General features: G+C 61.8%; 20 protein-coding genes. 17 read left to right on the top strand and 3 right to left on the bottom strand.

Features of this window, described 5'->3' with window-relative positions:
• The first annotated feature begins 10 nt into the window (after positions 1-10).
• From ACF8EF_RS18225 to ACF8EF_RS18205, 5 genes are all read left to right on the top strand, one after another.
• Entirely contained in the window at positions 11-1,108 is a 1,098-nt protein-coding gene (locus tag ACF8EF_RS18225; RefSeq protein WP_209969265.1) for a polyamine ABC transporter substrate-binding protein, read from the top strand.
• A 156-nt stretch (positions 1,109-1,264) separates the two neighbouring features.
• Positions 1,265-2,359 (top strand): polyamine ABC transporter substrate-binding protein, encoded by a 1,095-nt coding sequence (locus ACF8EF_RS18220; protein ID WP_176682811.1) that lies wholly within the window; start codon positions 1,265-1,267, stop codon positions 2,357-2,359.
• Between the two features lie 72 nt (positions 2,360-2,431).
• A complete protein-coding gene (gene potA, locus ACF8EF_RS18215) occupies positions 2,432-3,574 on the top strand; it encodes a polyamine ABC transporter ATP-binding protein (protein WP_021783552.1) in 1,143 nt (380 codons plus the stop codon).
• The gene (locus tag ACF8EF_RS18210) at positions 3,571-4,491 is read left to right on the top strand and encodes an ABC transporter permease subunit (protein WP_176682810.1); all 921 of its coding nucleotides are present in this window, start codon (positions 3,571-3,573) and stop codon (positions 4,489-4,491) included. Before potA ends, ACF8EF_RS18210 begins: the two co-directional genes overlap by 4 nt.
• Positions 4,488-5,381, top strand: a complete 894-nt coding sequence (locus ACF8EF_RS18205; RefSeq protein WP_021783554.1) for an ABC transporter permease subunit — start codon at positions 4,488-4,490, stop codon at positions 5,379-5,381. Before ACF8EF_RS18210 ends, ACF8EF_RS18205 begins: the two co-directional genes overlap by 4 nt.
• A 149-nt stretch (positions 5,382-5,530) precedes the next feature.
• Here the strand turns inward: ACF8EF_RS18205 and ACF8EF_RS18200 are convergent, their stop codons facing one another.
• Positions 5,531-5,986: a transposase gene (locus tag ACF8EF_RS18200; protein WP_209969275.1), complete on the bottom strand. Its 456-nt coding sequence runs from the start codon at positions 5,984-5,986 to the stop codon at positions 5,531-5,533.
• Positions 5,987-6,300: 314 nt separating this feature from the next.
• Here ACF8EF_RS18200 and ACF8EF_RS18195 point away from each other — a divergent pair, with 314 nt between their 5' ends.
• The 11 genes from ACF8EF_RS18195 to ACF8EF_RS18145 all read left to right on the top strand — a co-directional run bounded on the left by ACF8EF_RS18195 (position 6,301) and on the right by ACF8EF_RS18145 (position 18,506).
• Entirely contained in the window at positions 6,301-7,389 is a 1,089-nt protein-coding gene (locus ACF8EF_RS18195) for an efflux RND transporter periplasmic adaptor subunit (protein ID WP_209969279.1), read from the top strand.
• Positions 7,386-8,453 carry an efflux RND transporter periplasmic adaptor subunit gene (locus ACF8EF_RS18190; RefSeq protein WP_176682807.1) on the top strand — a complete coding sequence of 356 codons (1,068 nt, stop codon included), beginning with the start codon at positions 7,386-7,388 and terminating at the stop codon, positions 8,451-8,453. Before ACF8EF_RS18195 ends, ACF8EF_RS18190 begins: the two co-directional genes overlap by 4 nt.
• A complete protein-coding gene (locus tag ACF8EF_RS18185; RefSeq protein ID WP_392460438.1) occupies positions 8,450-11,503 on the top strand; it encodes an efflux RND transporter permease subunit in 3,054 nt (1,017 codons plus the stop codon). The genes ACF8EF_RS18190 and ACF8EF_RS18185 overlap by 4 nt, the downstream gene beginning before the upstream one ends.
• A gap of 233 nt (positions 11,504-11,736) precedes the next feature.
• Positions 11,737-11,919, top strand: a complete 183-nt coding sequence (oscA, locus tag ACF8EF_RS18180; RefSeq protein WP_392460437.1) for a sulfur starvation response protein OscA — start codon at positions 11,737-11,739, stop codon at positions 11,917-11,919.
• 50 nt (positions 11,920-11,969) lie between these two features.
• Positions 11,970-12,977 carry a sulfate ABC transporter substrate-binding protein gene (locus ACF8EF_RS18175; RefSeq protein ID WP_176682805.1) on the top strand — a complete coding sequence of 336 codons (1,008 nt, stop codon included), beginning with the start codon at positions 11,970-11,972 and terminating at the stop codon, positions 12,975-12,977.
• 185 nt (positions 12,978-13,162) lie between these two features.
• Positions 13,163-13,981 carry a sulfate ABC transporter permease subunit CysT gene (gene cysT / locus ACF8EF_RS18170; protein WP_010955699.1) on the top strand — a complete coding sequence of 273 codons (819 nt, stop codon included), beginning with the start codon at positions 13,163-13,165 and terminating at the stop codon, positions 13,979-13,981.
• A gap of 11 nt (positions 13,982-13,992) precedes the next feature.
• The gene (gene cysW / locus ACF8EF_RS18165) at positions 13,993-14,865 is read left to right on the top strand and encodes a sulfate ABC transporter permease subunit CysW (RefSeq protein WP_176682804.1); all 873 of its coding nucleotides are present in this window, start codon (positions 13,993-13,995) and stop codon (positions 14,863-14,865) included.
• A gap of 3 nt (positions 14,866-14,868) precedes the next feature.
• Positions 14,869-15,858, top strand: coding sequence for a sulfate/molybdate ABC transporter ATP-binding protein (locus ACF8EF_RS18160; protein WP_392460436.1), 990 nt, complete (start codon positions 14,869-14,871; stop codon positions 15,856-15,858).
• 210 nt (positions 15,859-16,068) lie between these two features.
• Positions 16,069-16,650, top strand: a complete 582-nt coding sequence (locus ACF8EF_RS18155) for an alpha/beta hydrolase (protein WP_392460435.1) — start codon at positions 16,069-16,071, stop codon at positions 16,648-16,650.
• A 64-nt stretch (positions 16,651-16,714) separates the two neighbouring features.
• The gene (locus ACF8EF_RS18150) at positions 16,715-17,545 is read left to right on the top strand and encodes a sigma 54-interacting transcriptional regulator (protein ID WP_176682802.1); all 831 of its coding nucleotides are present in this window, start codon (positions 16,715-16,717) and stop codon (positions 17,543-17,545) included.
• Positions 17,546-17,720: 175 nt separating this feature from the next.
• Positions 17,721-18,506 carry a MetQ/NlpA family ABC transporter substrate-binding protein gene (locus ACF8EF_RS18145; RefSeq protein WP_021783565.1) on the top strand — a complete coding sequence of 262 codons (786 nt, stop codon included), beginning with the start codon at positions 17,721-17,723 and terminating at the stop codon, positions 18,504-18,506.
• Between the two features lie 119 nt (positions 18,507-18,625).
• Here the strand turns inward: ACF8EF_RS18145 and ACF8EF_RS18140 are convergent, their stop codons facing one another.
• Entirely contained in the window at positions 18,626-20,989 is a 2,364-nt protein-coding gene (locus ACF8EF_RS18140) for a penicillin acylase family protein (protein ID WP_392460434.1), read from the bottom strand.
• An 86-nt stretch (positions 20,990-21,075) separates the two neighbouring features.
• Between ACF8EF_RS18140 and ACF8EF_RS18135 the strand changes: the two genes are divergently transcribed.
• Complete coding sequence (locus ACF8EF_RS18135) at positions 21,076-21,642, top strand: sugar O-acetyltransferase (protein ID WP_084850185.1); 567 nt, start codon at positions 21,076-21,078, stop codon at positions 21,640-21,642.
• Here the strand turns inward: ACF8EF_RS18135 and ACF8EF_RS18130 are convergent.
• Positions 21,621-22,190, bottom strand: coding sequence for a DUF6436 domain-containing protein (locus ACF8EF_RS18130; protein WP_209969299.1), 570 nt, complete (start codon positions 22,188-22,190; stop codon positions 21,621-21,623). The genes ACF8EF_RS18135 and ACF8EF_RS18130 overlap by 22 nt on opposite strands.
• Positions 22,191-22,255: the final 65 nt, after the last annotated feature.

Genomic DNA, 22,255 nt, shown 5'->3' with positions numbered 1-22,255 from the left:
AGCATTACGCATGAATAAAATGGGCAAAACGTTGCTGGCCGCCGCCCTGATGGGCGCCATGGCCTCCGCTGTTCAGGCTGAAGACAAAGTGTTGAACGTCTATAACTGGTCGGACTACATCGCTCCGGACACCATCGCCAAGTTCGAGAAGCAGACGGGTATCAAGGTCAAGTACGACGTCTTCGACAGCAACGAAACCCTGGAAGCCAAGCTGCTGGCAGGCAAGTCGGGCTATGACATCGTCGTGCCGTCGAACAACTTCCTGGCCAAGCAGATCAAGGCGGGTGTGTACGAGGAACTGGACCGTTCGAAACTGCCGAACTGGAAAAACCTCGACCCCGACCTGCTCAAGGCCGTTGGCGATGCCAGCGACAAGGGCAACAAGCATGCCTTCCCTTATATGTGGGGCTCGATCGGCATCGGCTACAACCCGGAGAAGGTCAAGGCTGCGCTGGGCGTGGACAAGATCGACTCGTGGGACGTGGTGTTCAAGCCTGAGAACATCGCCAAGCTCAAGAGCTGCGGCGTGAGCTTCCTCGACGCCCCGACCGAAATGCTCCCGGCTGCGCTGCACTACCTCGGCAAGCCGACCGACAGCACCAAGAAAGAAGACCTGAAGGCCGCCGAGGACCTGTTCCTCAAGATCCGTCCTTCGATCACCTACTTCCACTCGTCCAAGTACATTGGCGATATGGCCAACGGCAACATCTGTGTAGCCGTCGGTTACTCGGGTGACCTGGAGCAATCCAAGGCCCGTGCCCATGAAGCGGGCGACAAGGTCAAAGTGGACTACGTCATTCCGAAGGAAGGTGCCGGTACCTTCTACGACATGGTCGCCATCCCGAAAGATGCCGAGCATAAAGACGCTGCCTACCAGTTCATGAACTTCCTGATGCAGCCGGAAATCATGGCTGAAATCACCAACGCCGTGCGCTTCCCGAACGGTAACGCTGCTGCTACCCAGTTCGTGGACAAAGACATCACCAGCGACCCGAGCATCTACCCGCCTGCCGAAGTGAAGAAGCAGCTGTACGCGATCGCTGCGCCTGACGCTTCTGTGCAGCGAGTGATCACCCGCAGCTGGACGAAGATCAAGTCGGGCAAGTAAGTCCGATGCGACAGCTCTGGGCCGGTTTTTTCGGCCCAGAGCCATTGAAAGGTAATTGATGATTGCGGCATCGAAGCTGCGAAGTTAAGTTGCGCGCCGGTTTTGCGTGTGCGGCAGCATTGTCGCTACCCAGGCACTGATTGTGAGGACCCCCACTTGTCTATTTCTGTATTCCGCAAGGCCTTGATGGCCGGCGCGGGCCTGACGCTGGCATGCAGCGTCCAAGCGGCGCCGACGGTGCACTTCTATAACTGGTCCGACTACATCGGCCCGACCACACTCGCGGACTTCGAGAGCGCCACGGGCATCAAGTCTGTGCAAGACGTGTTCGACTCCAACGAAACCCTGGAAGGCAAGCTGCTGGCCGGTAACACCGGTTATGACGTGGTGGTGCCGTCCAACCATTTCCTCGGCAAGCAGATCAAGGCGGGCGCGTTCCAGAAGCTCGACAAGCACCTGCTGCCCAATTATTCCAACCTCGACCCGGCATTGATGAAGCGCCTGGAAAAGAACGACCCGGGTAACCAGTACGCGGTGCCTTATCTGTGGGGCACCAACGGCATCGGTTACAACGTCGACAAGGTCAAGGCTGCGCTGGGCGTGGATACCATCGACTCCTGGGCCGTGCTGTTCGAGCCCGAAAACATGAAGAAGCTCTCCAAGTGCGGTGTGGCCTTCCTCGACTCGGCGGACGAAATGCTGCCAGCGGTGCTCAACTACATGGGCCTCAACCCGAACAGCACCGACCCCAAGGATTACGCCAAGGCCGAGCAGAAGCTGCTGGCGGTGCGCCCGTACGTGACCTACTTCCACTCGTCCAAGTACATCACCGACCTGGCCAACGGCGACATCTGCGTCGCGGCAGGTTTCTCGGGTGATGTGTTCCAGGCCAAGGCCCGCGCCGAAGAAGCGAAGAAGGGCGTGAACCTGGCCTACGCCATTCCCAAGGAAGGCGGCAACCTCTGGTTCGACGTGCTGGCGATCCCCAAGGACGCCAAGAACGTCAAAGAGGCGCATGCCTTCATCAACTATTTGCTGAAACCTGAGGTTATCGCCCAGGTCAGTGATTACGTCGGTTACGCCAACCCGAACCCCAAGGCTGGCGACCTGATGGACCAGGCCGTGAGGACTGACGCTGCGGTTTACCCACCGCAGGAAGTGCTGAACAAGATGTTCGTGAACTCAGAGTTGCCACCCAAGGTGCAACGGCTGATGACCCGTAGCTGGACCAAGGTCAAGTCGGGCAAGTAAAAAATCCAGACCCGCGGCGGCCTCTGCAGGTCTGGCCGCGCGGGCACAAAAATCTTGTTGGGAGTTTCACTCATGGCAGTTGCCTCCGGTGCCTATAAAAAAGCCCTCGAGGGTGACCAGCAACCCAAGCAGGTGCTGGTCAAGATCGACCGGGTCACGAAAAAGTTCGACGAAACGGTAGCCGTGGACGATGTGTCCCTGGAAATTCGCAAGGGTGAGATCTTCGCCTTGCTGGGTGGCTCCGGTTCCGGCAAGTCTACCTTGCTGCGCATGCTGGCCGGCTTCGAGCGCCCATCCGAAGGGCGGATCTTCCTCGATGGCGTCGACATCACCGACATGCCGCCCTACGAGCGGCCGATCAACATGATGTTCCAGTCCTACGCGCTGTTCCCGCACATGACCGTGGCACAGAACATCGCCTTCGGCCTGCAGCAGGACAAGCTGCCCAAGGCCGAGATCGATGCGCGCGTGGCCGAGATGCTCAAGCTGGTGCACATGACCCAGTACGCCAAGCGCAAGCCGCACCAGTTGTCGGGCGGTCAGCGTCAGCGTGTGGCGTTGGCCCGCTCGCTGGCCAAGCGCCCCAAGCTGCTGCTGCTCGACGAGCCAATGGGGGCACTGGACAAGAAACTGCGTTCGCAGATGCAGTTGGAGCTGGTCGAGATCATCGAGCGCGTGGGTGTGACCTGCGTGATGGTGACCCACGACCAGGAAGAGGCCATGACCATGGCCCAGCGCATCGCCATCATGCACCTGGGCTGGATCGCCCAGATCGGCTCGCCAGTGGACATCTACGAGACACCTACCAGCCGCCTGGTGTGCGAGTTCATCGGTAACGTCAACCTGTTCGAAGGTGACGTGGTCGATGACGCCGAAGGCTACGCGATCATTGCCAGCCCGGAACTGGAGCGCAAGATCTACGTGGGCCACGGCATCACCACTTCGGTTGAAGACAAGCACATCACCTACGCCCTGCGCCCGGAGAAACTGCTGGTAACCACCAAGCAGCCCGAGTTCGAGCACAACTGGTCGCGCGGCAAGGTGCACGATATCGCCTACCTGGGTGGCCACTCTGTGTTCTATGTGGAACTGCCGAGCGGCAAGGTCGTCCAGTCGTTCGTCGCCAACGCCGAGCGCCAGGGTGCCCGTCCTACCTGGGGCGATGAAGTGTACGTATGGTGGGAAGACGACAGCGGCGTGGTACTGCGGTCATGAAACTGCGCAAGCTCAAGCGAGCCTTCCAGCGTCTGGTCCCGGAGGGGCGGCATCTGGTGATCGGCGTGCCGTTCATCTGGCTGTTCCTGTTCTTCATGCTGCCGTTCTTCATCGTCCTGAAGATCAGTTTTGCCGAAGCTGATGTGGCAATTCCGCCGTATACCGAGATCTACACCTACGTCGAAGACAAGGTCCAACTGGTCCTCAACCTGGCCAACTACGGGCTGTTGACCGAGGATGATCTGTACCTTGCGGCCTACCTGGGTTCGTTGAAGATGGCCTTCTTCAGCACCCTGCTGTGCCTGCTGATCGGCTTCCCGATGGCCTACTCCATTGCCAATGCCAAGAAGGAGACCCAGACGGTCCTGCTGTTGCTGATCATGATGCCCACCTGGACCGCGATCCTGATCCGCGTCTATGCCTGGATGGGTATCCTCAGCAACAACGGCTTGCTCAACGGTTTCCTGCTGTGGACCGGGTTGATCGACCAGCCGTTGCAGATCCTCAACACCAACCTGGCGGTATACATCGGCGTGGTCTATTCGTACCTGCCGTTCATGATCCTGCCGCTGTTCGCCAACCTGGTGAAGCATGACCCGAGCCTGCTCGAAGCTGCATCCGACCTGGGTTCGAGCACCTTCAACAGCTTCTGGAAGATCACGGTACCGCTGTCGAAAAACGGCATCATCGCCGGCTGCATGCTGGTGTTCATTCCGGTGGTGGGCGAGTTCGTGATCCCGGAACTGCTGGGCGGTCCGGAAACCCTGATGATCGGTAAAGTGCTGTGGCAGGAGTTCTTCAACAACCGTGACTGGCCGGTGGCATCTGCCCTGGCGGTGGTAATGCTGGCGATCCTGATCGTGCCGATCCTGCTGTTCAACCGTAGCCAGGCCAAAGAGATGGAGGGCCGCGCATGAAACGCTTCAGTTTCTCCAAGCTGATGCTGGTGCTCGGCTTGCTGTTCATCTACCTGCCGATGCTGATCCTGGTGATCTACTCGTTCAACGCCTCCAAGCTGGTGACGGTGTGGGGGGGCTGGTCGATCAAGTGGTACGTCGGCCTGCTCGACAACACCCAGCTGATGGGTTCGGTGATGCGCTCGCTGGAAATCGCCTGCTACACGGCGGTGGCAGCGGTGGCACTAGGTACCCTGGCAGCCTTCGTACTGACCCGTGTCACCCGCTTCAAGGGCCGCACGCTGTTCGGTGGCCTGGTCACTGCGCCGCTGGTAATGCCCGAAGTGATCACCGGTCTGTCGCTGTTGCTGCTGTTCGTGGCCATGGCGCAGTCGATCGGCTGGCCCCAGGAGCGTGGGGTCGTCACCATCTGGATTGCCCACACTACGTTCTGTGCGGCGTACGTCGCGGTGGTGGTGTCGGCTCGCCTGCGTGAGCTGGACCTGTCGATCGAGGAAGCGGCGATGGACCTGGGTGCCAAGCCGTGGAAGGTGTTCTTCCTGATCACCATCCCGATGATCGCGCCGTCGCTGGCGGCGGGCGGCATGATGTCGTTCGCCCTGTCGCTGGACGATCTGGTACTGGCCAGCTTCGTCTCCGGGCCTGGCTCGACCACCTTGCCGATGGAAGTGTTCTCGGCGGTGCGCCTGGGCGTGAAACCGGAGATCAACGCCGTGGCCAGCCTGATCTTGCTGTCGGTCTCGTTGGTGACCTTCTTCGTCTGGTACTTCAGCCGCCAGGCCGAAGAGCGTCGTCGCAAGGCGATTCAGCAGGCGATCGAAGAGGGTGCTGCGGCCAACGCTTCGCAGCCGCAGGTCAAGCGCTCGGCGCAGGTGGCTGCGTCGGCCTGACCCGGCCCTTTCGCGGGCACGCCCGCTCCCACAGGGACCTCACAGCCTTCAGGGTTGTGCTGACCCCTGTGGGGTAGGGGTATCAGAGTTTTCAAGGTTGTGGTGAGCCCTGTGGGAGCGGGCATGCCCGCGAAGGCTCCAGCACTGATTCAAAGCCATACCGCATCCCAATGTGGATAGTCCCTGATACTTCTGACCAATCCAGCTCTCAAGGGATTGGCAACAATGTACCGGGCGACATGAACCACACGCTCTTCCCGCCGCAGCGCATGGTCCTGGTAACCCGGTTGCCATATCGGCTTGTGCCCGACACCGGCCTTGCGCAAGGCAATCGCTGTGCGTGATTTGAACTTGCGCATCAGCGTTCCTAATGTCACTTCTTTCAGCTCAATCAGCCAATGAAGATGGTCCGGCATCACTACCCAGGCCAACGATTGGCAATCCTGAATGTCATTGGAGACCCGAAGGTGTTTGACCACTAGACGGGCGTGGTGGAAGTTCTTGAACAGTGGTTTGCGTTGATGCGTGATGGTGGTCAGCATGTAGAGCCTGCCAGGCTCGGAGAAGCGCCCACGGCGCAGTCGGTGGGATTCGGCTAACGGCATATTGATCTTCCTTGAAGTTGAACCTCCCTGTGAAAGGTAGCGGTTGGAGCGGGGGTGGCAGATGACTGATGGTTTCTGGATATGGCAGACACTGATACATGGCTGTGGGGCCTCTTCGCGGGCACGCCCGCTCCCACAGATACCGCGCAAGTCTCAAATAGAGTGCTCTCTCTGTGGGAGCGGGCGTGCCCGCGAAGAGGCCCCCACAGGCACCAGAAATGCCAGCATGGCCACCGCCAGTGATGTTTATCGAACCCTGAACTACGCTCACAGTCGCATCCCACAAATCATTTGTGCGCAAGCAAGGAGCCAGCATGGCGTTGATGCCTCCGCTGTCGGTCGTCTGTCTGGGGTTGTTGTACATGCTCACCGGCTGTAGCAAGGAAGAGGTCCCCGAGACGCTGCCTCGGGTGGGTGTGCAGCAGGTACAACCCACCGATTTCGCTGCCAGGGTCACCCTGACCGGCGACGTACAGGCGCGGGTGCAGACCGATTTGTCATTCCGCGTCGGCGGCAAGATCATTTCGCGTAGCGTCGACGTGGGCGATCACGTGAAGGCCAACCAGGTGCTGGCCCGGCTCGACCCGAAAGACCTGCAGAACAATGTCGACTCGGCCAAGGCCGAAGTGTTCGCCGCGCAGGCGCGGGTCACCCAGACCAGCGCAGCCTTCGTGCGCCAGCAAAAACTGCTGCCCAAGGGCTACACCAGCCAGAGCGAATACGATGCTGCCGAGGCCGCGCTGCGCAGCAACCAGAGCGCGCTCAAGGCCGCCCAGGCGCAACTGGCCAATGCCAACGAGCAACTCAGCTACACCGCACTGGTCTCCGAGGCTGCCGGGGTAATCACCGAGCGCCAGGCCGAGGTTGGCCAGGTGGTGCAGGCGACCATGCCGATCTTCAGCCTGGCCGTCGATGGCGACCGCGATGCGGTGTTCAACGTTTATGAATCCTTGTTGGTGGCACCGCCCAGCGATGCCGGGGTAGTCGTGAGCCTGCTGGACGATCCCAAGGTCCAGGCCCGTGGCTTCGTGCGAGAAATCACCCCCACCGTGTCCGCGCAAAGCGGCACCGTGCAGGTCAAGGTGGGGCTCAAGGACGTGCCGCCCGGGATGCAGTTGGGGGCACCGGTTACTGCCACCACCAATGCCCAGGGCCGGCCCAGCGTCGAGCTGCCTTGGTCGGCGCTGACCAAGGCCCTGCATGAGCCTGCCGTGTGGGTGGTGGGCGAGGGCGACAAGGTGGAACTGCGCAAAGTCGAGATCCGCCGTTACCTCACCGGCAAGATCGTGATCGCCAGCGGCCTGAAAGGCGGTGAGACCGTGGTGGTCAACGGTGGCCAGTTGCTGCACCCCGGCATGCAGGTGCAGAAAGTCGACGCCAAGGCCCCAGGGGGTGAGCTATGAAGCGTCTGCTGCTGATGCTGTCGGCCGGTGTGCTGCTGGTTGGTTGCAGTAGCGAAGAAGAGGCTCCAGAGGCGATCCGGCCAGTGCTGTCGGTCAAGGTGGAACCTCAGGTGCAGTCGCAGCTGGGCCGCTTCGCCGGCAGTATCCAGGCGCGCTTCGAAAGCACTTTGGGCTTCCGGGTTTCCGGGCGTATTGCCCGGCGCTGGCTGGACGTCGGGGCCCAGGTGAAACCGGGCGACACCTTGGCCACCCTGGACCCGACCGACCAGCAAAACCAGCTGCGCGCTGCCGAAGGCGATCTGGCCAAGGTGCAGGCACAGTGGATCAACGCCCAGGCCGATGCCCGTCGCCAGCAGCAGTTGTATGACCGTGGGGTTGGCGCCCAGGCACAGCTGGATATCGCCCAGACCAACCTGAAAACCACCAGCGCAGCGTTGGAACAGGCCCGCTCCGCCGTCAGCCAGGCCCGTGACCAGCTCGACTACAGCACCCTGCGTTCCGATCACGCTGCCGTGATTACCGCGTGGCAGGCCGAAGCCGGGCAAACTGTAACCGCTGGTCAAGCCGTGGTGACCCTGGCCCGGCCGGACGTGAAGGAAGCGGTCATCGACCTGCCGATCGATCTGGCCGAGCAGTTGAGCAAAGACCTGACCTTCACTGTTGCCTCGCAACTGGACCCGACCATCAACACCACAGCGAGCCTGCGCGAACTGGAGCCTCAGGCTGATGCCACCACCCGTACCCGCCGTGCTCGCCTGACCCTGGCCAGCACACCGGCGGCCTTCCACCTCGGCACCTCCATCAGTGTGACCCTTAGCTCGGAAGTGTCCCCGCGCAGCGAACTGCCCTTGAGTGCCTTGCTTGAGCGTGACGGCAAGACCCAGGTGTGGGTGATCGATACGCAGCACAAGACCGTGGCCACCCGTGACGTGGCGCTGATCGACCGCACCGCTGACAGCATCGTACTGAGCTCCGGCGTGCAGCCCGGTGAACGCGTGGTCACCGCCGGCGTCAACAGCCTCAAGCCTGGCCAGAAGGTCACCTTCGACGAGGATGCGCAATGAAAGGAAGCTTCAACCTGTCCGACTGGGCACTCAAGCATCAATCGTTCGTCTGGTACCTGATGTTCGTTAGCCTGTTGATGGGGATTTTTTCCTACTTCAACCTGGGCCGCGAGGAAGACCCGTCGTTCACCATCAAGACCATGGTCATCCAGACCCGCTGGCCCGGTGCGACCCAGGACGAAACCCTGTACCAGGTTACCGACCGCATCGAGAAGAAGCTCGAAGAACTCGACTCGCTCGACTACACCAAAAGCTACACCCGCCCCGGCGAGTCCACGGTCTACGTGTACCTTCGCGATACCACCAAGGCCAAGGACATTCCGGATATCTGGTACCAGGTGCGCAAGAAGATCCAGGACATTCGTGGCGAATTTCCCGCCGGTATTCAGGGGCCGGGCTTCAACGACGAATTCGGTGATGTATTCGGCTCGATCTATGCCTTTACCGCTGACGGCCTGACCCTGCGCCAACTGCGGGACTACGTGGAACAGGCACGGGCCGAGGTCCGCGATGTACCCAACATCGGCAAGATCGAGCTGGTCGGCACCCAGGACGAAGTGCTGTACCTGAACTTCTCCACCCGCAAGCTGGCAGCCTTGGGTATTGATCAGCGCCAGGTGATGCAGGCACTTCAAGCGCAGAATGCGGTGACGCCGGCCGGCATGATCGAGGCCGGCCCGGAGCGCATCTCGGTGCGTACGTCCGGGCAGTTTGCCTCGGAAAAAGACCTGCAAACCGTCAATTTGAGGATCAACGACCGCTTCTTCCGCCTGGCCGATATCGCCGACATCGAGCGCGGCTACGTCGACCCGCCTTCGCCAATGTTCCGTTACAACGGCCAGACAGCCATTGGCCTCGCCATCGGCATGAAGGCCGGCGGTAACATCCAAGTGTTCGGTGCGGCGTTGAAAAAGCGCATGGACCAGGTGGTCCAGGACCTGCCGGTGGGTGTCGGGGTACACACCGTTTCTGACCAGGCCGTGGTGGTCAAGCAGGCGGTCGGCGGCTTCACCAGCGCGCTATTCGAGGCGGTGGTGATCGTGCTGGCCGTGAGTTTTGTCAGTCTTGGCGTGCGCGCCGGGCTGGTGGTGGCCTGCTCGATCCCGCTGGTGCTGGCCATGGTGTTCGTGTTCATGGAGTACAGCGGCATCACCATGCAGCGGATTTCGCTGGGCGCGCTGATCATTGCGCTTGGCCTGCTGGTGGACGATGCGATGATTACCGTGGAGGTGATGGTCACGCGGCTGGAGATGGGCGAAAGCAAGGAGCAGGCGGCGACGTTCGCCTACACCTCCACAGCCTTCCCCATGCTTACCGGCACCTTGGTGACCGTGGCCGGGTTCGTGCCTATCGGCCTCAACGCCAGCTCTGCGGGTGAATACACCTTTACCCTGTTCGCGGTGATCGCCGTGGCCCTGATCGTGTCGTGGGTGGTGGCGGTTTTCTTCGCGCCGGTGCTTGGGGTGCATATTCTCAAAAGCGACAAGCTCAAGGCCCACGAGGCTGAGCCTGGCCGGGTCGGGCGGGCATTTGAAGGCGGGTTGCTGTGGTGCATGCGCAACCGCTGGTTGACCATCATCGGCACCGTGGTGCTGTTCGCCCTGTCGATCTTCTGCATGCGTTTTGTGCAGAACCAGTTTTTCCCGTCCTCGGACCGCCCGGAAATTCTCGTCGACCTCAACCTGCCGCAGAACGCTTCGATCGAGGAGACGCGCAAGGTGGTCGACCGCTTCGAGGCGCGGATCAAGGACGACCCGGACCTGGTGCACTGGAGTACCTACATTGGCCAAGGCGCGATCCGCTTCTACCTGCCCCTCGACCAGCAGTTGCAGAACCCGTACTACGCGCAGCTGGTGATTGTCAGCAAGGGCTTCGAAGAGCGTCAGGCCTTGATGGACCGCCTGCAGAAGATCCTGCATGAAGAATTCGTCGGCGTCGGCACCAACGTGCAATCGCTGGAGATGGGCCCGCCAGTGGGCCGGCCGATCCAGTACCGGGTCAGCGGTGCCGACATCGACCAAGTACGCAAACACGCCATCGAGCTGGCCACCTTGCTCGACCAGAACGAGCACATCGGCGAGATGATCTACGACTGGAACGAGCCGGGTAAGGTGCTGCGCGTGGAAATTGCCCAGGACAAGGCACGCCAGCTGGGGCTGTCGTCCGAAGATGTTGCCAATGTGATGAACAGCATCGTCAGTGGCGTGCAGATCACCCAGGTCAACGACAACATCTACCTGGTCGATGTGGTCGCCCGCGCCGAAGACAGCGAGCGTGGCTCGCCTGATACTCTGCAGAACCTGCAAATTCTTACCCCTAACGGCACCTCGATCCCACTGCTGTCGTTCGCCACCGTGCGCTACGAGCTGGAGCAGCCACTGGTATGGCGACGCGACCGCAAGCCAACCATCACCATCAAGGCCTCGGTCAACGGCGACATCCAGCCCACCGACCTGGTGGCCCAGTTGAAGCCGAAAATTGACGAGTTCGCCAGCAAGCTGCCGGTCGGTTACGAAGTGGCCACGGGTGGTACGGTTGAAGAAAGCAGCAAGGCCCAGGGGCCGATCGCCAAGGTCATCCCACTGATGCTGTTCCTGATGGCGACCTTCCTGATGATCCAGTTGCACAGCGTGCAGAAGCTGTTCCTGGTGGTCAGCGTGGCGCCGCTGGGCCTGATTGGTGTAGTGCTGGCGTTGGTGCCCACGGGGACGCCGATGGGCTTCGTGGCGATCCTCGGCATCCTTGCGCTGGCGGGCATCATCATTCGTAACTCGGTGATTCTGGTGACCCAGATAGACGAGTTCGAAGCCCACGGCCTGTCGCCGTGGGATGCGGTGGTGGAGGCCACCAACCACCGGCGCCGGCCGATCCTGCTGACGGCGGCGGCGGCGAGCCTGGGCATGATCCCGATTGCCCGCGAGGTTTTCTGGGGCCCCATGGCCTACGCCATGATTGGCGGGATCATCGTGGCGACCTTGCTGACGCTGCTGTTCCTGCCGGCGCTGTACGTGGCCTGGTACAAGATTCGCGAGCCGCAGAAACACTCCTGAAGGCCCATATGGCCCCCTGTAGGAGCGGGTTTACCCGCGAATGCGATGGTGCATCCACCACCGTATTCGCGGGTAAACCCGCTCCTACAAGGGGCGTGTGCTTTAAAAAGGTTATATAAAAATTCTTAAACAGTATTTTTAAGAATAACTGCGCCTCACTACTATTGCCCTCAAGCCAGGCGCAACCCCCCTTCAAACCTCTGCCCGGCGCCCTCACTCCAAGGAGAACGAGCATGAGTGCATCTCTGCGCAGCATCGACGGCCAGGACGAAGCCACCCTCTTGCGTGAAATTCAGAGCGCCTTGCGCGGCCTGCGTTTCGGTGCGGTGGAGATCACCGTGCACAACGCTCAGGTCGTGCAGATCGAGCGCAAGGAGAAGTTCCGCCTGCAACAGCCCGGCAACAAGCCCGGCTGATCTGCGGCGCAACATCCAAAACTGGAAAAATGCCATTCGGGAGCTTCACCATGTCCATCCGCCGTTATGCGCTCGCCGCCCTGGCCAGTGCTGTTTTTGCCGGTTCCGCCATCGCCAAGGACTACGAACTGCTCAACGTGTCCTACGATCCGACCCGTGAGCTTTACCAGCAGTACAACGCCGAGTTCATCAAACACTGGCAACAGGCCCACCCGGGTGACAAGGTGAAAATCCAGCAATCCCATGGGGGGTCGGGCAAGCAGGCCCGTGCGGTGATCGACGGCCTGCGCGCCGACGTGGTGACCCTGGCCCTGGCCGGTGACATCGACGAAGTGGCCAAGCTTGGCAAGACCCTGCCCGAGAACTGGCAGACCCGCCTGCCTGACGCCAGCACCCCGTACACCTCGACCATCGTGTTCCTGGTGCGCAAGGGCAACCCGAAAGGCATCAAGGACTGGGGCGACCTGATCAAGAAGGATGTGTCGGTCATCACCCCGAACCCGAAAACCTCTGGCGGTGCGCGCTGGAACTTCCTCGCGGCGTGGGCCTACGGCCTGAAGGCCGGCGGTAGCGAAGAGAAGGCCAAGGCGTATGTGCAGGAGCTGTTCAAGCATGTACCGGTGCTGGATACCGGCGCCCGTGGTTCGACCATCACCTTCGTCAACAATGGCCAGGGCGACGTGTTGCTGGCCTGGGAAAACGAGGCCTTCCTGGCCCTGAAGGAAGACGGTGGTGCCGATAAGTTCGACATTGTCGTGCCGTCGCTGTCGATCCTGGCCGAGCCGCCAGTGGCCGTGGTCGACAAGAACGCCGAGCGCAAGGGCAATACCGAGATTGCCAGCGAATACCTCAAGCACCTGTACAGCCCGGCCGGGCAGAAGATTGCCGCCGAGAACTTCTACCGCCCGCGTGACGAGAAAGTCGCTGCGGAGTTCGGCAAGCAGTTCCCGAAACTGGACCTGGTGACCATCGACAAGGACTTTGGTGGGTGGAAGGCTGCACAACCGAAATTCTTCAATGATGGCGGTGTGTTCGACCAGATCTATCAGGCACAGTAAGGGCCAAAGGGAAGCGGGGCCGCGTTGCGGGCCATTCGCGGCACAGGGTCGACTCCACAAGGAACCATGATCCCCTGTGGGAGCGGCCTTGTGTCGCGAATGGGCTGCCAAGCAGCCCCAGGATTCAAAAGCTTGCACCGGCCCGGGATTGTTTCCGGGCTGAGTGCGTTCAACCAGGGATATTTATGTCGCGTCGTATCTCCCCCGTCATACCCGGCTTCGGGCTGACGCTGGGCTACACCTTGGTGTACCTCAGCCTGATCGTGCTGATACCGTTGGCGGCCATGTTCATTCATGCCTCGCAGCTGACCTTCGAGCAGTTCTGGAACATCATCAGTGCGCCGCGGGTGATCGCCGCGCTCAAGCTGAGTTTCGGCACCGCCCTGTTCGCCGCCATCATCAACGGTGTGATCGGTACCCTGCTGGCCTGGGTGCTGGTGCGCTACACCTTCCCCGGACGCAAGATCATCGATGCCATGATCGACCTGCCGTTCGCCTTGCCCACCGCGGTTGCCGGTATCGCCCTGACGGCCCTGTACGCGCCGCAGGGCTGGGTCGGCCAGTTCGCCACCGACCTGGGCTTCAAGATCGCCTACACCCCGCTGGGCATCACCCTGGCACTGACCTTCGTGACCTTGCCGTTCGTGGTGCGCACGGTGCAGCCGGTACTGGCTGACATCCCGCGTGAAGTGGAAGAGGCTGCAGCCTGCCTGGGGGCCAAACCACTGCAGGTGTTCCGCCACATCCTGGCACCGGCCCTGCTGCCGGCATGGCTCACCGGCTTCGCCCTGGCCTTCGCCCGTGGCGTAGGCGAGTACGGTTCGGTGATCTTCATTGCCGGCAACATGCCGATGAAGACCGAGATCCTGCCGCTGCTGATCATGGTCAAGCTCGACCAGTACGACTACACCGGCGCGACCGCCATCGGCGTGCTGATGCTGGTGGTTTCCTTCATCCTGCTGCTGCTGATCAACCTGCTGCAGCGCCGCATCGAAACCCCTTGAAGGAGGCCGGCATGTCCAGTTCATCCCTGAGTGCAAGTGCCGCAGCCAACGCCGCCCGCCGTGGCAGTGCCACGGCGCGGCGTATCCTGATCGGCCTTGGCTGGCTGGTGTTCACCCTGTTCTTGCTGCTGCCGCTGGTGATCGTGGTATCCCAGGCGCTGAAGAACGGTTTTGGCACCTTCTTCGAGGCGATTTTCGAACCCGATGCGTTGTCGGCGCTGAAGTTGACCCTGCTCGCCGTGGTTATCTCGGTGCCGCTCAACCTGGTATTTGGCGTAAGCGCCGCCTGGTGCGTGAGCAAGTACACCTTCCGTGGCAAGAGCATCCTGGTCACCCTGATCGACCTGCCGTTCTCGGTCTCGCCCGTGATCGCCGGCCTGGTCTACGTGCTGATGTTTGGCGCGCAAGGCCTGTTCGGTCCGTGGCTGCAGGACCACGATATCCAGATCGTGTTCGCCCTGCCTGGCATTGTCCTGGCGACCATTTTCGTTACCGTACCGTTCGTGGCCCGTGAGCTGATCCCGCTGATGCAGGAGCAGGGCACGCAAGAGGAGGAGGCTGCACGGCTGCTCGGTGCCAATGGCTGGCAGATGTTCTGGCACGTGACCCTGCCGAACATCAAATGGGGCCTGATTTACGGCGTGGTGCTGTGTACCGCGAGGGCCATGGGTGAGTTCGGCGCGGTGTCGGTGGTGTCGGGCCATATCCGTGGCGTGACCAACACCTTGCCGCTGCATGTGGAGATTCTCTACAACGAGTACAACCACGTCGCGGCCTTCAGCGTGGCCAGCCTGTTGCTGATCCTGGCGCTCTTCATCCTGCTGCTCAAGCAGTGGAGCGAGAACCGTATTAACCGCCTGCGCCACAGCGCCGCGGAGGAATGATTCATGTCGATCGAAGTTCGTAACGTCAGCAAGCGCTTCAACACCTTCCAGGCCCTGAACGCTATCAACCTGGACATCAACAGCGGCGAGCTGGTGGCCTTGCTCGGCCCGTCCGGCTGCGGCAAGACCACCCTGCTGCGCATCATTGCCGGCCTGGAAACCCCGGACCAGGGCAACATCGTGTTCCATGGCGAGGACGTTTCCGGCCATGACGTGCGTGACCGTAACGTCGGGTTCGTGTTCCAGCACTACGCGCTGTTCCGCCACATGAGCGTGTTCGACAACGTCGCCTTCGGCCTGCGCATGAAGCCCAAGGGCGAGCGCCCGAGCGAGAGCAAGATTGCCGAGAAGGTGCATGAGTTGCTGAACATGGTGCAACTGGACTGGCTGTCCGATCGCTACCCTGAGCAGCTTTCCGGTGGCCAGCGTCAGCGTATCGCCCTGGCCCGCGCCCTGGCGGTGGAGCCGAAGGTGCTGCTGCTGGACGAGCCATTCGGTGCGCTGGATGCCAAGGTGCGCAAGGAGTTGCGTCGCTGGCTGGCGCGGCTGCACGAGGATATCAACCTGACGTCGGTATTCGTTACCCACGACCAGGAAGAAGCCATGGAAGTAGCCGACCGCATCGTGGTGATGAACAAGGGCGTGATCGAGCAGATCGGCTCGCCGGGTGAGGTGTACGATCAGCCGGCCAACGATTTCGTCTACCACTTCCTGGGGGACTCCAACCGCCTTGCCCTGAGCGAGGGCCACCACGTGTTGTTCCGCCCGCACGAGGTATCGCTGTCGCGGCATGAGACCGAAGGGCACCACGCGGCCGAGGTGCGCGACATTAGGCCGTTGGGCGCGACCACGCGGGTGACCTTGAAGGTGGAAGGGCAGAGCGAGCTGATCGAGGCCGAGGTGGTGAAAGACCATGACAGCCTGACCGGGTTGGCGCGGGGGGAAACGTTGTTCTTCCGGCCGAAGGTGTGGCAGAAGGTGGCGGATATCTGAGTCGCACAAGATTAAGAGAACCCGGGCATGGTCCCGGGTTTTTCTTACCTGAAAGGTGGACGGGGCGGTTATGCAGCCCTTTACGCGAGAGCGATTGCAGTGTGTTGTTTATTCTATTAAGGAATTACCAAATATCTCCTTATTCCTTTACGTATATATCGCCTTCCCTATACTTGTCTCCAAGCACGCAAACTTACTGGAGGCGTCCCCATGCGCAATGACTCGATTCGCTACCTGATTGTGCCGGGCTGGCAAGGGTCGCCAGACAACCATTGGCAAAGTCACTGGCAGCGCACCCTGCCCAACAGTGCCCGGGTCGAACAGGACGACTGGCTCACCCCGCAGCGGCAGGACTGGGTGCACGCGCTGGAGCAGGCGATTGCCGCCGAGCGCTCGCCGGTGATCCTGATTGCCCACAGCCTCGGTTGCATCACTGTCGCCCATTGGGCTGCGCAGGCAAGCCCGGCCTTGCTGCGGCAGGTGCGTGGTGCACTGCTGGTGGCGCCGGCAGATGTCGAACGGCCCACCTGCGCGCCAGTGCTGCGCAACTTTGCGCCGATCCCTACCGAGGTGCTGCCGTTCCCCAGCCAGGTCGTCAGCTCGGACAACGACCCGGCCGTGAGCGTGCCGAGGGCGCTGTACCTGGCCCAGGCATGGGGCGCCGAAGCAGGGTTGCTGAGCAATGCCGGGCACATCAACGTCAAGTCCGGTCATGAGCGCTGGGAACAAGGCTTCGCCTACCTGTATCGCTTGCAGAGCCGGATCGAGCAGCGCGCACTGCTCCGCGCCTGATCGCCCTCACTGTTCACCCTTTGCCTGACGCCTGGCCATTACGGGCCTGGGGCGGGAGTTCGTCATGACGTTTCAAAACCCGTTCGGCCAGCCGCTGCTGACCTTCCCCGAGCTGGACAAGAGCCCGCTGAGCATTCGTGCCAAGGCGCTGGTGTTCATCGACCCGCGCTCGCAGCGGCTGCGCGAGGACCTTGAGCGCCTGGCGCCACAACCTTTGCCGGTGCTGATCCGTGGCGAGACCGGTACCGGCAAGGAGCTGCTGGCCCGGCAGATCCACCGTGCCAGCGACCGTGGTGGGTTGTTCGTGTCGGTCAACTGCGCGGCCATCAGCCCCACCTACGCCGATGCCGAGCTATTTGGCTATAGCGCCGGTAGCCATGGCGGTACGGTCAGCAGCCGTGCCGGCTGGTTCGGTTCGGCCAGCGGCGGCACCTTGTACCTGGACGAGATTGCCGACTTGCCGCTGGCCATCCAGGGCAAGCTGCTGGCGGCCCTGGAAAACCGCGAGGTCACTCGGGTGGGTGCGCAGCAGCCACAGCCGGTGGATGTGCGCCTGGTCGCCGCCACCAGCATCGACCTGGCCCGTGTGGTACGTGCAGGGCGCTTCAACGAGCGCCTGTACCAGTATCTGCGCGAGGGCGCGCTGGAACTGCCGCCGCTGCGCGAGCGACCGGGCGATATCCTGCCGCTGGCCGAGTACTTCGTGGGCATCTACAGCGTGCGCCTGCAGCGACCTGTGCCCTTGGTGAGCGAGGCGGCGCAGCGGGTGCTGGAGGCACATTTCTGGTCCGGTAATACCCGCGAGCTGGAGAACGTCATCCACTTTGCCTTGCTGGTCAATGACGGCGAAGAGATCCTGCCAGAGGATCTCGACCTGCCCGACCCCGCGCGTTAGGCATCGCTCATGGGGAGAGCGGCTGATGCCATTATGTTTTTGGAATAAGCAGCTAAGTAAAAGATATTGTTGCGGAATAAAAAATTTGGGTATCGTCCGCCTCAAGCCCACTGGTGAACCGGTTGGGCACCCGATTCGCCATCGTCGATGGCCCAGATTCAGAACAAGGACCACCATGAAGAAGACCCTGCTGACCACTGCCCTGGCTGCTGCCCTGTCGTTCTCCGGCCTGGCCGCTGCTGCCGAGAAACTGGTGGTTGCCGCTACCCCGGTACCGCACGCCGAAATTCTCGAACTGATCAAGCCGACCCTGGCAAAAGAAGGCGTGGACCTTCAGATCAAGGTCTTCACCGATTACGTACAGCCGAACGTGCAGGTTGACCAGAAGCGTCTGGATGCCAACTACTTCCAGACCCTGCCGTACCTGCAGAACTTCAACGAAGGCAAGGGCACCCACCTGGAAACCGTGGTGGGTGTACACGTAGAGCCCTTCGGTGGTTACTCGAAGAAGGTCAAGGCCCTAAGCGAGCTGAAAGAAGGCGCAACCGTTGCCATCCCTAACGAGGGCAGCAACAGCGGCCGCGCCTTGCTGCTGCTGCAGAAAGCCGGCCTGATTACCCTGAAAGACCCGAAGAATGCCTTGGCCACCCCCAAGGACATCGCCGAAAACCCGAAGAAGCTGAAGTTCCGCGAGCTTGAGTCGGCCATGCTGCCCCGTGTGCTGGACCAGGTCGACCTGGACATGATCAACACCAACTATGCCCTCGAAGCTGGACTGAACCCGGCTAAAGATGCGCTGGTGATCGAAGGTTCCGATTCGCCCTACGTGAACTTCCTGGTGGCCCGCCCGGACAACAAGGACAGTGAGGCCATCCAGAAACTGGCCAAGGCCCTGACCAGCCCGGAAGTCAAGGCATTCATTGCCAAGAAGTACCAAGGTGCCGTACTGCCGGCGTTCTGATTTCGCTAGCAACGCCCGGTATGTGCCAACGCCGACACCTTTGTGTCGGCGTTTTTTTTCAGTCCTGCCCGCACAGCACCCTAGAGCCCTTTTGCTCGAACCGGCTGCAAAGCAGCCCCTTACCTCGGGGGGACCAGCCGTAAGGTACTCTGCGCCGGAATTACCCCCATCTGCGCCCGCTGATACTGCCCCTGCACATACCCCTCAGCCTGGTCCGCGTAATGCCGGTCGAACGGCACGCCACTCTGCCCGACCGGGTTGATGGTCAGGGCCTGCCCGGCATCGGCGAAGTCGATCAGCCGCCGCGTCGACGGCCCATAGGTCACCGGCCATGGCGCAGAGCTGATCTTCGCCGAGAGGTTGTTCGGCACTTCATGGGTACCGGGTGCGGCGAATGGCCCAACGTTGAACAGCAGGTTCAGCGGTTTTTTCACCCCAAGCGGATGGTTGTGGGTCAGGGTATGGGCCTTGCCCCATTGCCAGCTGGCCGGATCGCTGCCCAGGGTGTCACGCAGATGCTTCAAGCTTTTCTGCCAGGCCGTGCGCACGACGGCGGTACGGTCGGTATGCTGGCTGCCACCACGGGTGTTCCACCAGGGTGAATCGGCTTGCGCTGCCAGGCGTGGCAAGGCGGCGTCGATCACGCGGGTGCTGATCAGCACCGGGAACCAGGTATCGCCCAGCTCGTCATGCAGGGCCGCGAATGCCAGTTCATAGAGGAACTGGTTGAACAGTGTGGCGCTGGTCGAGTCGAGCGGGTAGTCGCCAGCCCAAGCCGCCAGTTGCTCGACCAGCTCTTTCTCTTCGTCACCTTCGGCCACTGCACGCAGGGTTGCCAGGAGCGGGGCAAGGGTGCGCGGGCCATAGTCACTGGCGGTGTCCAGCTGCAGTGCCTGGCTGTTTTGGGTGTCCCATTTCACCTCTGGGTTGGCCAGGTGACGATCAAGCTGGCGGCCACGGTCGGGCAGGTTGTAGTAACCCGGTATTGGCACCGCCGCCGGTGGCTGGTAGTTGGCCGAAACGATATAGCCGCGCGTGGGGTTTTCCTGCTGCGGGTTGACGCTGAAGGGGTAGAAACCGAGCTTGTCGGCCTGCGCATTGGCGCCGTCGAGGATGAACGCCGGGTCGACGCCGTCGGGGCGGATTGGCAGCTTTGCCGCTGCCCACCAACCGATATCGCCACGGGCATTGGCCCAGACAAAGTTGAGCCCGGGCGCGTGAACCTTGGCGGCGGCCTCGCGCATCTTGCCCAGGGTGTCGGCGCGGTTGAGCTGGTAGAAGCCGTCGAGGATCGGGTTTTCAGTTTCCAGGAATGCCCACCACATGGCGATTGGCGTGGTGCCGGAGGTACTGCCCAGCACGTTGTTGACGATCGGGCCGTGGGGCGAGCGGCGCAAGCTGATGGTGACCGGCTGCTCGCCTTTGACGGCAATCTTCTGTTCGGTCGTTTCCAGTGTGTGCCACTGGCCATCGACCATCACCTGATCGGCGTTGGCGGGGTTGGTCTTTTCGGCGACCAGGTCAACGTCATCGTTCTGGAACATGGTCAGGCTCCAGCCAAAGTCACGGTTGTGGCCGAGCAGGGCGAACGGGTTGAGTGCCTGGAAATAGCCGTAGAGGTTGAAGCCGGGCGCTGACAGCTCGGCCTCATACCACACCGCAGGTACGGCGAAGCTGATGTGCGGGTCGCCAGCCAGCAACGGCTTGCCACTGCGGGTGCGGCTACCCGCCACCGCCCAGGCGTTGCTGCCTTCGAACTGCGGGATACCGGCGTCGCCCAGCGCCTCATGGCTTAAGCGTGCAAGTGCTTCCAGGCTTTGCCAGTCGGCGGCGGCCAGTGGCGTGCCCAGCGCGCCCTCGGGTTGCCAGCCAAGGTCGAATATTTTCAGGTAGTCAGGCCCAAGCTGGTCGCGGATGTAGGTCAGAGCAGGCTCGGTGCGGAACGCGGCGGCAAAACTGTAGGCCAGGTAGCCGGCGATGCTCAGCGTGTCCTCGGCGGTGAACGGGCGCGGGGGGATGCCGAGCAGGTCGAATTCCGTGGGTTTGGGGTGGCTGGCCTGCCAACTGTTGACCCCATCGAGGTAGGCTTGCAGGGCCTGCCATGCCGGCGCCTGCGGATCCTGCCGCTTGGCCATCAGCGCGGCCTGCTCGCGTATGCGCAGGCTGCGGAACAGGGTGTCGGTGGGCAGTAGCTTGTCGCCGAGCACCTCAGCCAGTTCACCACGGGCCAGGCGGCGCAGGATCTCCATCTGGAACAGCCGGTCCTGGGCATGCACGTAGCCCAGTGCGCGGTAAAGGTCCGGCTCGCTCTGTGCCTGCAGGTGTGGCACGCCGCGGGCGTCGTAGCGCACGCTGACCGGGGCTTGCAGACCGGTAACGGCGACCTCGCCCTCGCGCTGCGGCAGCTTGCCCTGCACGTACCAGTAACCGGCGCCAGCGGCCACGGTGACTACCACCGCCAGCAGGGTCAGGCTGCGCTTCATTCAGACTCCTTGTGCATTCAAACGGAAAATGTGGTCCGATCATCGGCGGATTCGCGAACAGAGCATAGCCCCAGGAAGGAGTTTCCATGTCCCTCAGCGAAAAACACAAAATGCTCACCGGCCAGCTCTACCACGCTGGCTGCCCTGAACTGCAGGCTGAGCAGATCGCCAACAAGCACTGGATGCACCGCTACAACAACAGTGTCGAACTGCTCAACGACGCACGCCACGGGCTGCTTGTGGAGCACTTTGGCCAGGTTGGCGAAGGCGCGGTGATTCGCCCACCGTTCTATTGCGACTACGGCTACAACATCAGCGTTGGCCGTAATACCTTCATGAACTTCAACTGCGTGATTCTTGATGTGGTGCCGGTGCGTATCGGCGACGACTGCCAGATCGGCCCCAACGTGCAGATCTACACCGCCGACCATCCGCTCGATCCTGAAGTGCGGCGCAGCGGGCTGGAGAGCGGGCGGCCGGTGACCATCGGCGACAACGTGTGGATTGGCGGTGCGGCAATCATCCTGCCGGGGGTGAGCATCGGTGATAACGCCATCGTCGGCGCCGGCAGTGTGGTGACCCGGGATGTGCCCGCGGGCGCGACGGTGGTGGGCAATCCGGCGCGGGTCCGTCAGCCCGACCAAGGGCAGTAGCAGCCTACCGCCAGGGTATTGGAGGCGCTGACCTGGCGGCCGTCGAGCAAAGCCTTGAGGATTGGCTCGATGAAGCTGTTGCTGGCGTTGCACACGGCGCCTTCGCTGTACGGGCCAAAGTAAGCCAGGCGGCCTTGCCGGTCCCAGATGGCCACGGCCGGGGAGGCAGGCAGGTGCTCGCTGCCGGGCAGGTGGGTGATGGGTTGCAAGCTACCGATATTGGCCGGTAGCTGGCCGTGGCTGCCGGGCTTTTGCAGCACATGGAAGGTAACGTCGTGGCCTGCGAACTGGCTGACAAGGTCGCCCAGGTGCTGTTGGTTGCCGACGTTGCATGGGCAGGCCGGGTCCCAGAAATGCACCACGCGGATCGGGCCCGCACCGGCCAGCTCGGCAGGTAGCTGTAACTGGCTGCCGTCGAACAGCGTGGCCTGGTTGTCGAACGGGCGCAGGTAGCGAGCCTGAAAGGCGCTGTAGGCCTGCCAGAGGATTACGGCGCCGACCAACAAGGCGATGACCGTGCACAGCGGTTTGATGATTCGGCTATTCATGAAGAGTCGGTGGCCCTTGTGGGAGCAACTGTCTTGCTCAATTTCTAAAAACTGGCGCGATCCCC

Origin of the sequence: Pseudomonas sp. zjy_15 (genome assembly GCF_043101865.1) — a bacterium.
In the GTDB taxonomy this organism is placed as follows: Bacteria; Pseudomonadota; Gammaproteobacteria; order Pseudomonadales; family Pseudomonadaceae; genus Aquipseudomonas; species Aquipseudomonas putida_Y.
This window is presented reverse-complemented; position numbering and strand designations above follow the sequence as displayed.

What these genes read in the sequence shown, in the direction of transcription:
- ACF8EF_RS18140 (WP_392460434.1), bottom strand. Translation starts at nt 20,989, where the DNA reads ATGAAGCGCAGCCTGACCCTGCTGGCGGTGGTAGTCACCGTGGCCGCT.
- ACF8EF_RS18130 (WP_209969299.1), bottom strand. Translation starts at nt 22,190, where the DNA reads ATGAATAGCCGAATCATCAAACCGCTGTGCACGGTCATCGCCTTGTTG.
- ACF8EF_RS18145 (WP_021783565.1), top strand. Translation starts at nt 17,721, where the DNA reads ATGAAGAAGACCCTGCTGACCACTGCCCTGGCTGCTGCCCTGTCGTTC.
- ACF8EF_RS18205 (WP_021783554.1), top strand. Translation starts at nt 4,488, where the DNA reads ATGAAACGCTTCAGTTTCTCCAAGCTGATGCTGGTGCTCGGCTTGCTG.
- cysT (WP_010955699.1), top strand. Translation starts at nt 13,163, where the DNA reads ATGTCGCGTCGTATCTCCCCCGTCATACCCGGCTTCGGGCTGACGCTG.
- ACF8EF_RS18160 (WP_392460436.1), top strand. Translation starts at nt 14,869, where the DNA reads ATGTCGATCGAAGTTCGTAACGTCAGCAAGCGCTTCAACACCTTCCAG.
- ACF8EF_RS18200 (WP_209969275.1), bottom strand. Translation starts at nt 5,986, where the DNA reads ATGCCGTTAGCCGAATCCCACCGACTGCGCCGTGGGCGCTTCTCCGAG.
- ACF8EF_RS18185 (WP_392460438.1), top strand. Translation starts at nt 8,450, where the DNA reads ATGAAAGGAAGCTTCAACCTGTCCGACTGGGCACTCAAGCATCAATCG.
- ACF8EF_RS18225 (WP_209969265.1), top strand. Translation starts at nt 11, where the DNA reads ATGAATAAAATGGGCAAAACGTTGCTGGCCGCCGCCCTGATGGGCGCC.
- oscA (WP_392460437.1), top strand. Translation starts at nt 11,737, where the DNA reads ATGAGTGCATCTCTGCGCAGCATCGACGGCCAGGACGAAGCCACCCTC.
- ACF8EF_RS18155 (WP_392460435.1), top strand. Translation starts at nt 16,069, where the DNA reads ATGCGCAATGACTCGATTCGCTACCTGATTGTGCCGGGCTGGCAAGGG.
- potA (WP_021783552.1), top strand. Translation starts at nt 2,432, where the DNA reads ATGGCAGTTGCCTCCGGTGCCTATAAAAAAGCCCTCGAGGGTGACCAG.
- ACF8EF_RS18135 (WP_084850185.1), top strand. Translation starts at nt 21,076, where the DNA reads ATGTCCCTCAGCGAAAAACACAAAATGCTCACCGGCCAGCTCTACCAC.
- ACF8EF_RS18195 (WP_209969279.1), top strand. Translation starts at nt 6,301, where the DNA reads ATGGCGTTGATGCCTCCGCTGTCGGTCGTCTGTCTGGGGTTGTTGTAC.
- cysW (WP_176682804.1), top strand. Translation starts at nt 13,993, where the DNA reads ATGTCCAGTTCATCCCTGAGTGCAAGTGCCGCAGCCAACGCCGCCCGC.
- ACF8EF_RS18210 (WP_176682810.1), top strand. Translation starts at nt 3,571, where the DNA reads ATGAAACTGCGCAAGCTCAAGCGAGCCTTCCAGCGTCTGGTCCCGGAG.
- ACF8EF_RS18175 (WP_176682805.1), top strand. Translation starts at nt 11,970, where the DNA reads ATGTCCATCCGCCGTTATGCGCTCGCCGCCCTGGCCAGTGCTGTTTTT.
- ACF8EF_RS18190 (WP_176682807.1), top strand. Translation starts at nt 7,386, where the DNA reads ATGAAGCGTCTGCTGCTGATGCTGTCGGCCGGTGTGCTGCTGGTTGGT.
- ACF8EF_RS18150 (WP_176682802.1), top strand. Translation starts at nt 16,715, where the DNA reads ATGACGTTTCAAAACCCGTTCGGCCAGCCGCTGCTGACCTTCCCCGAG.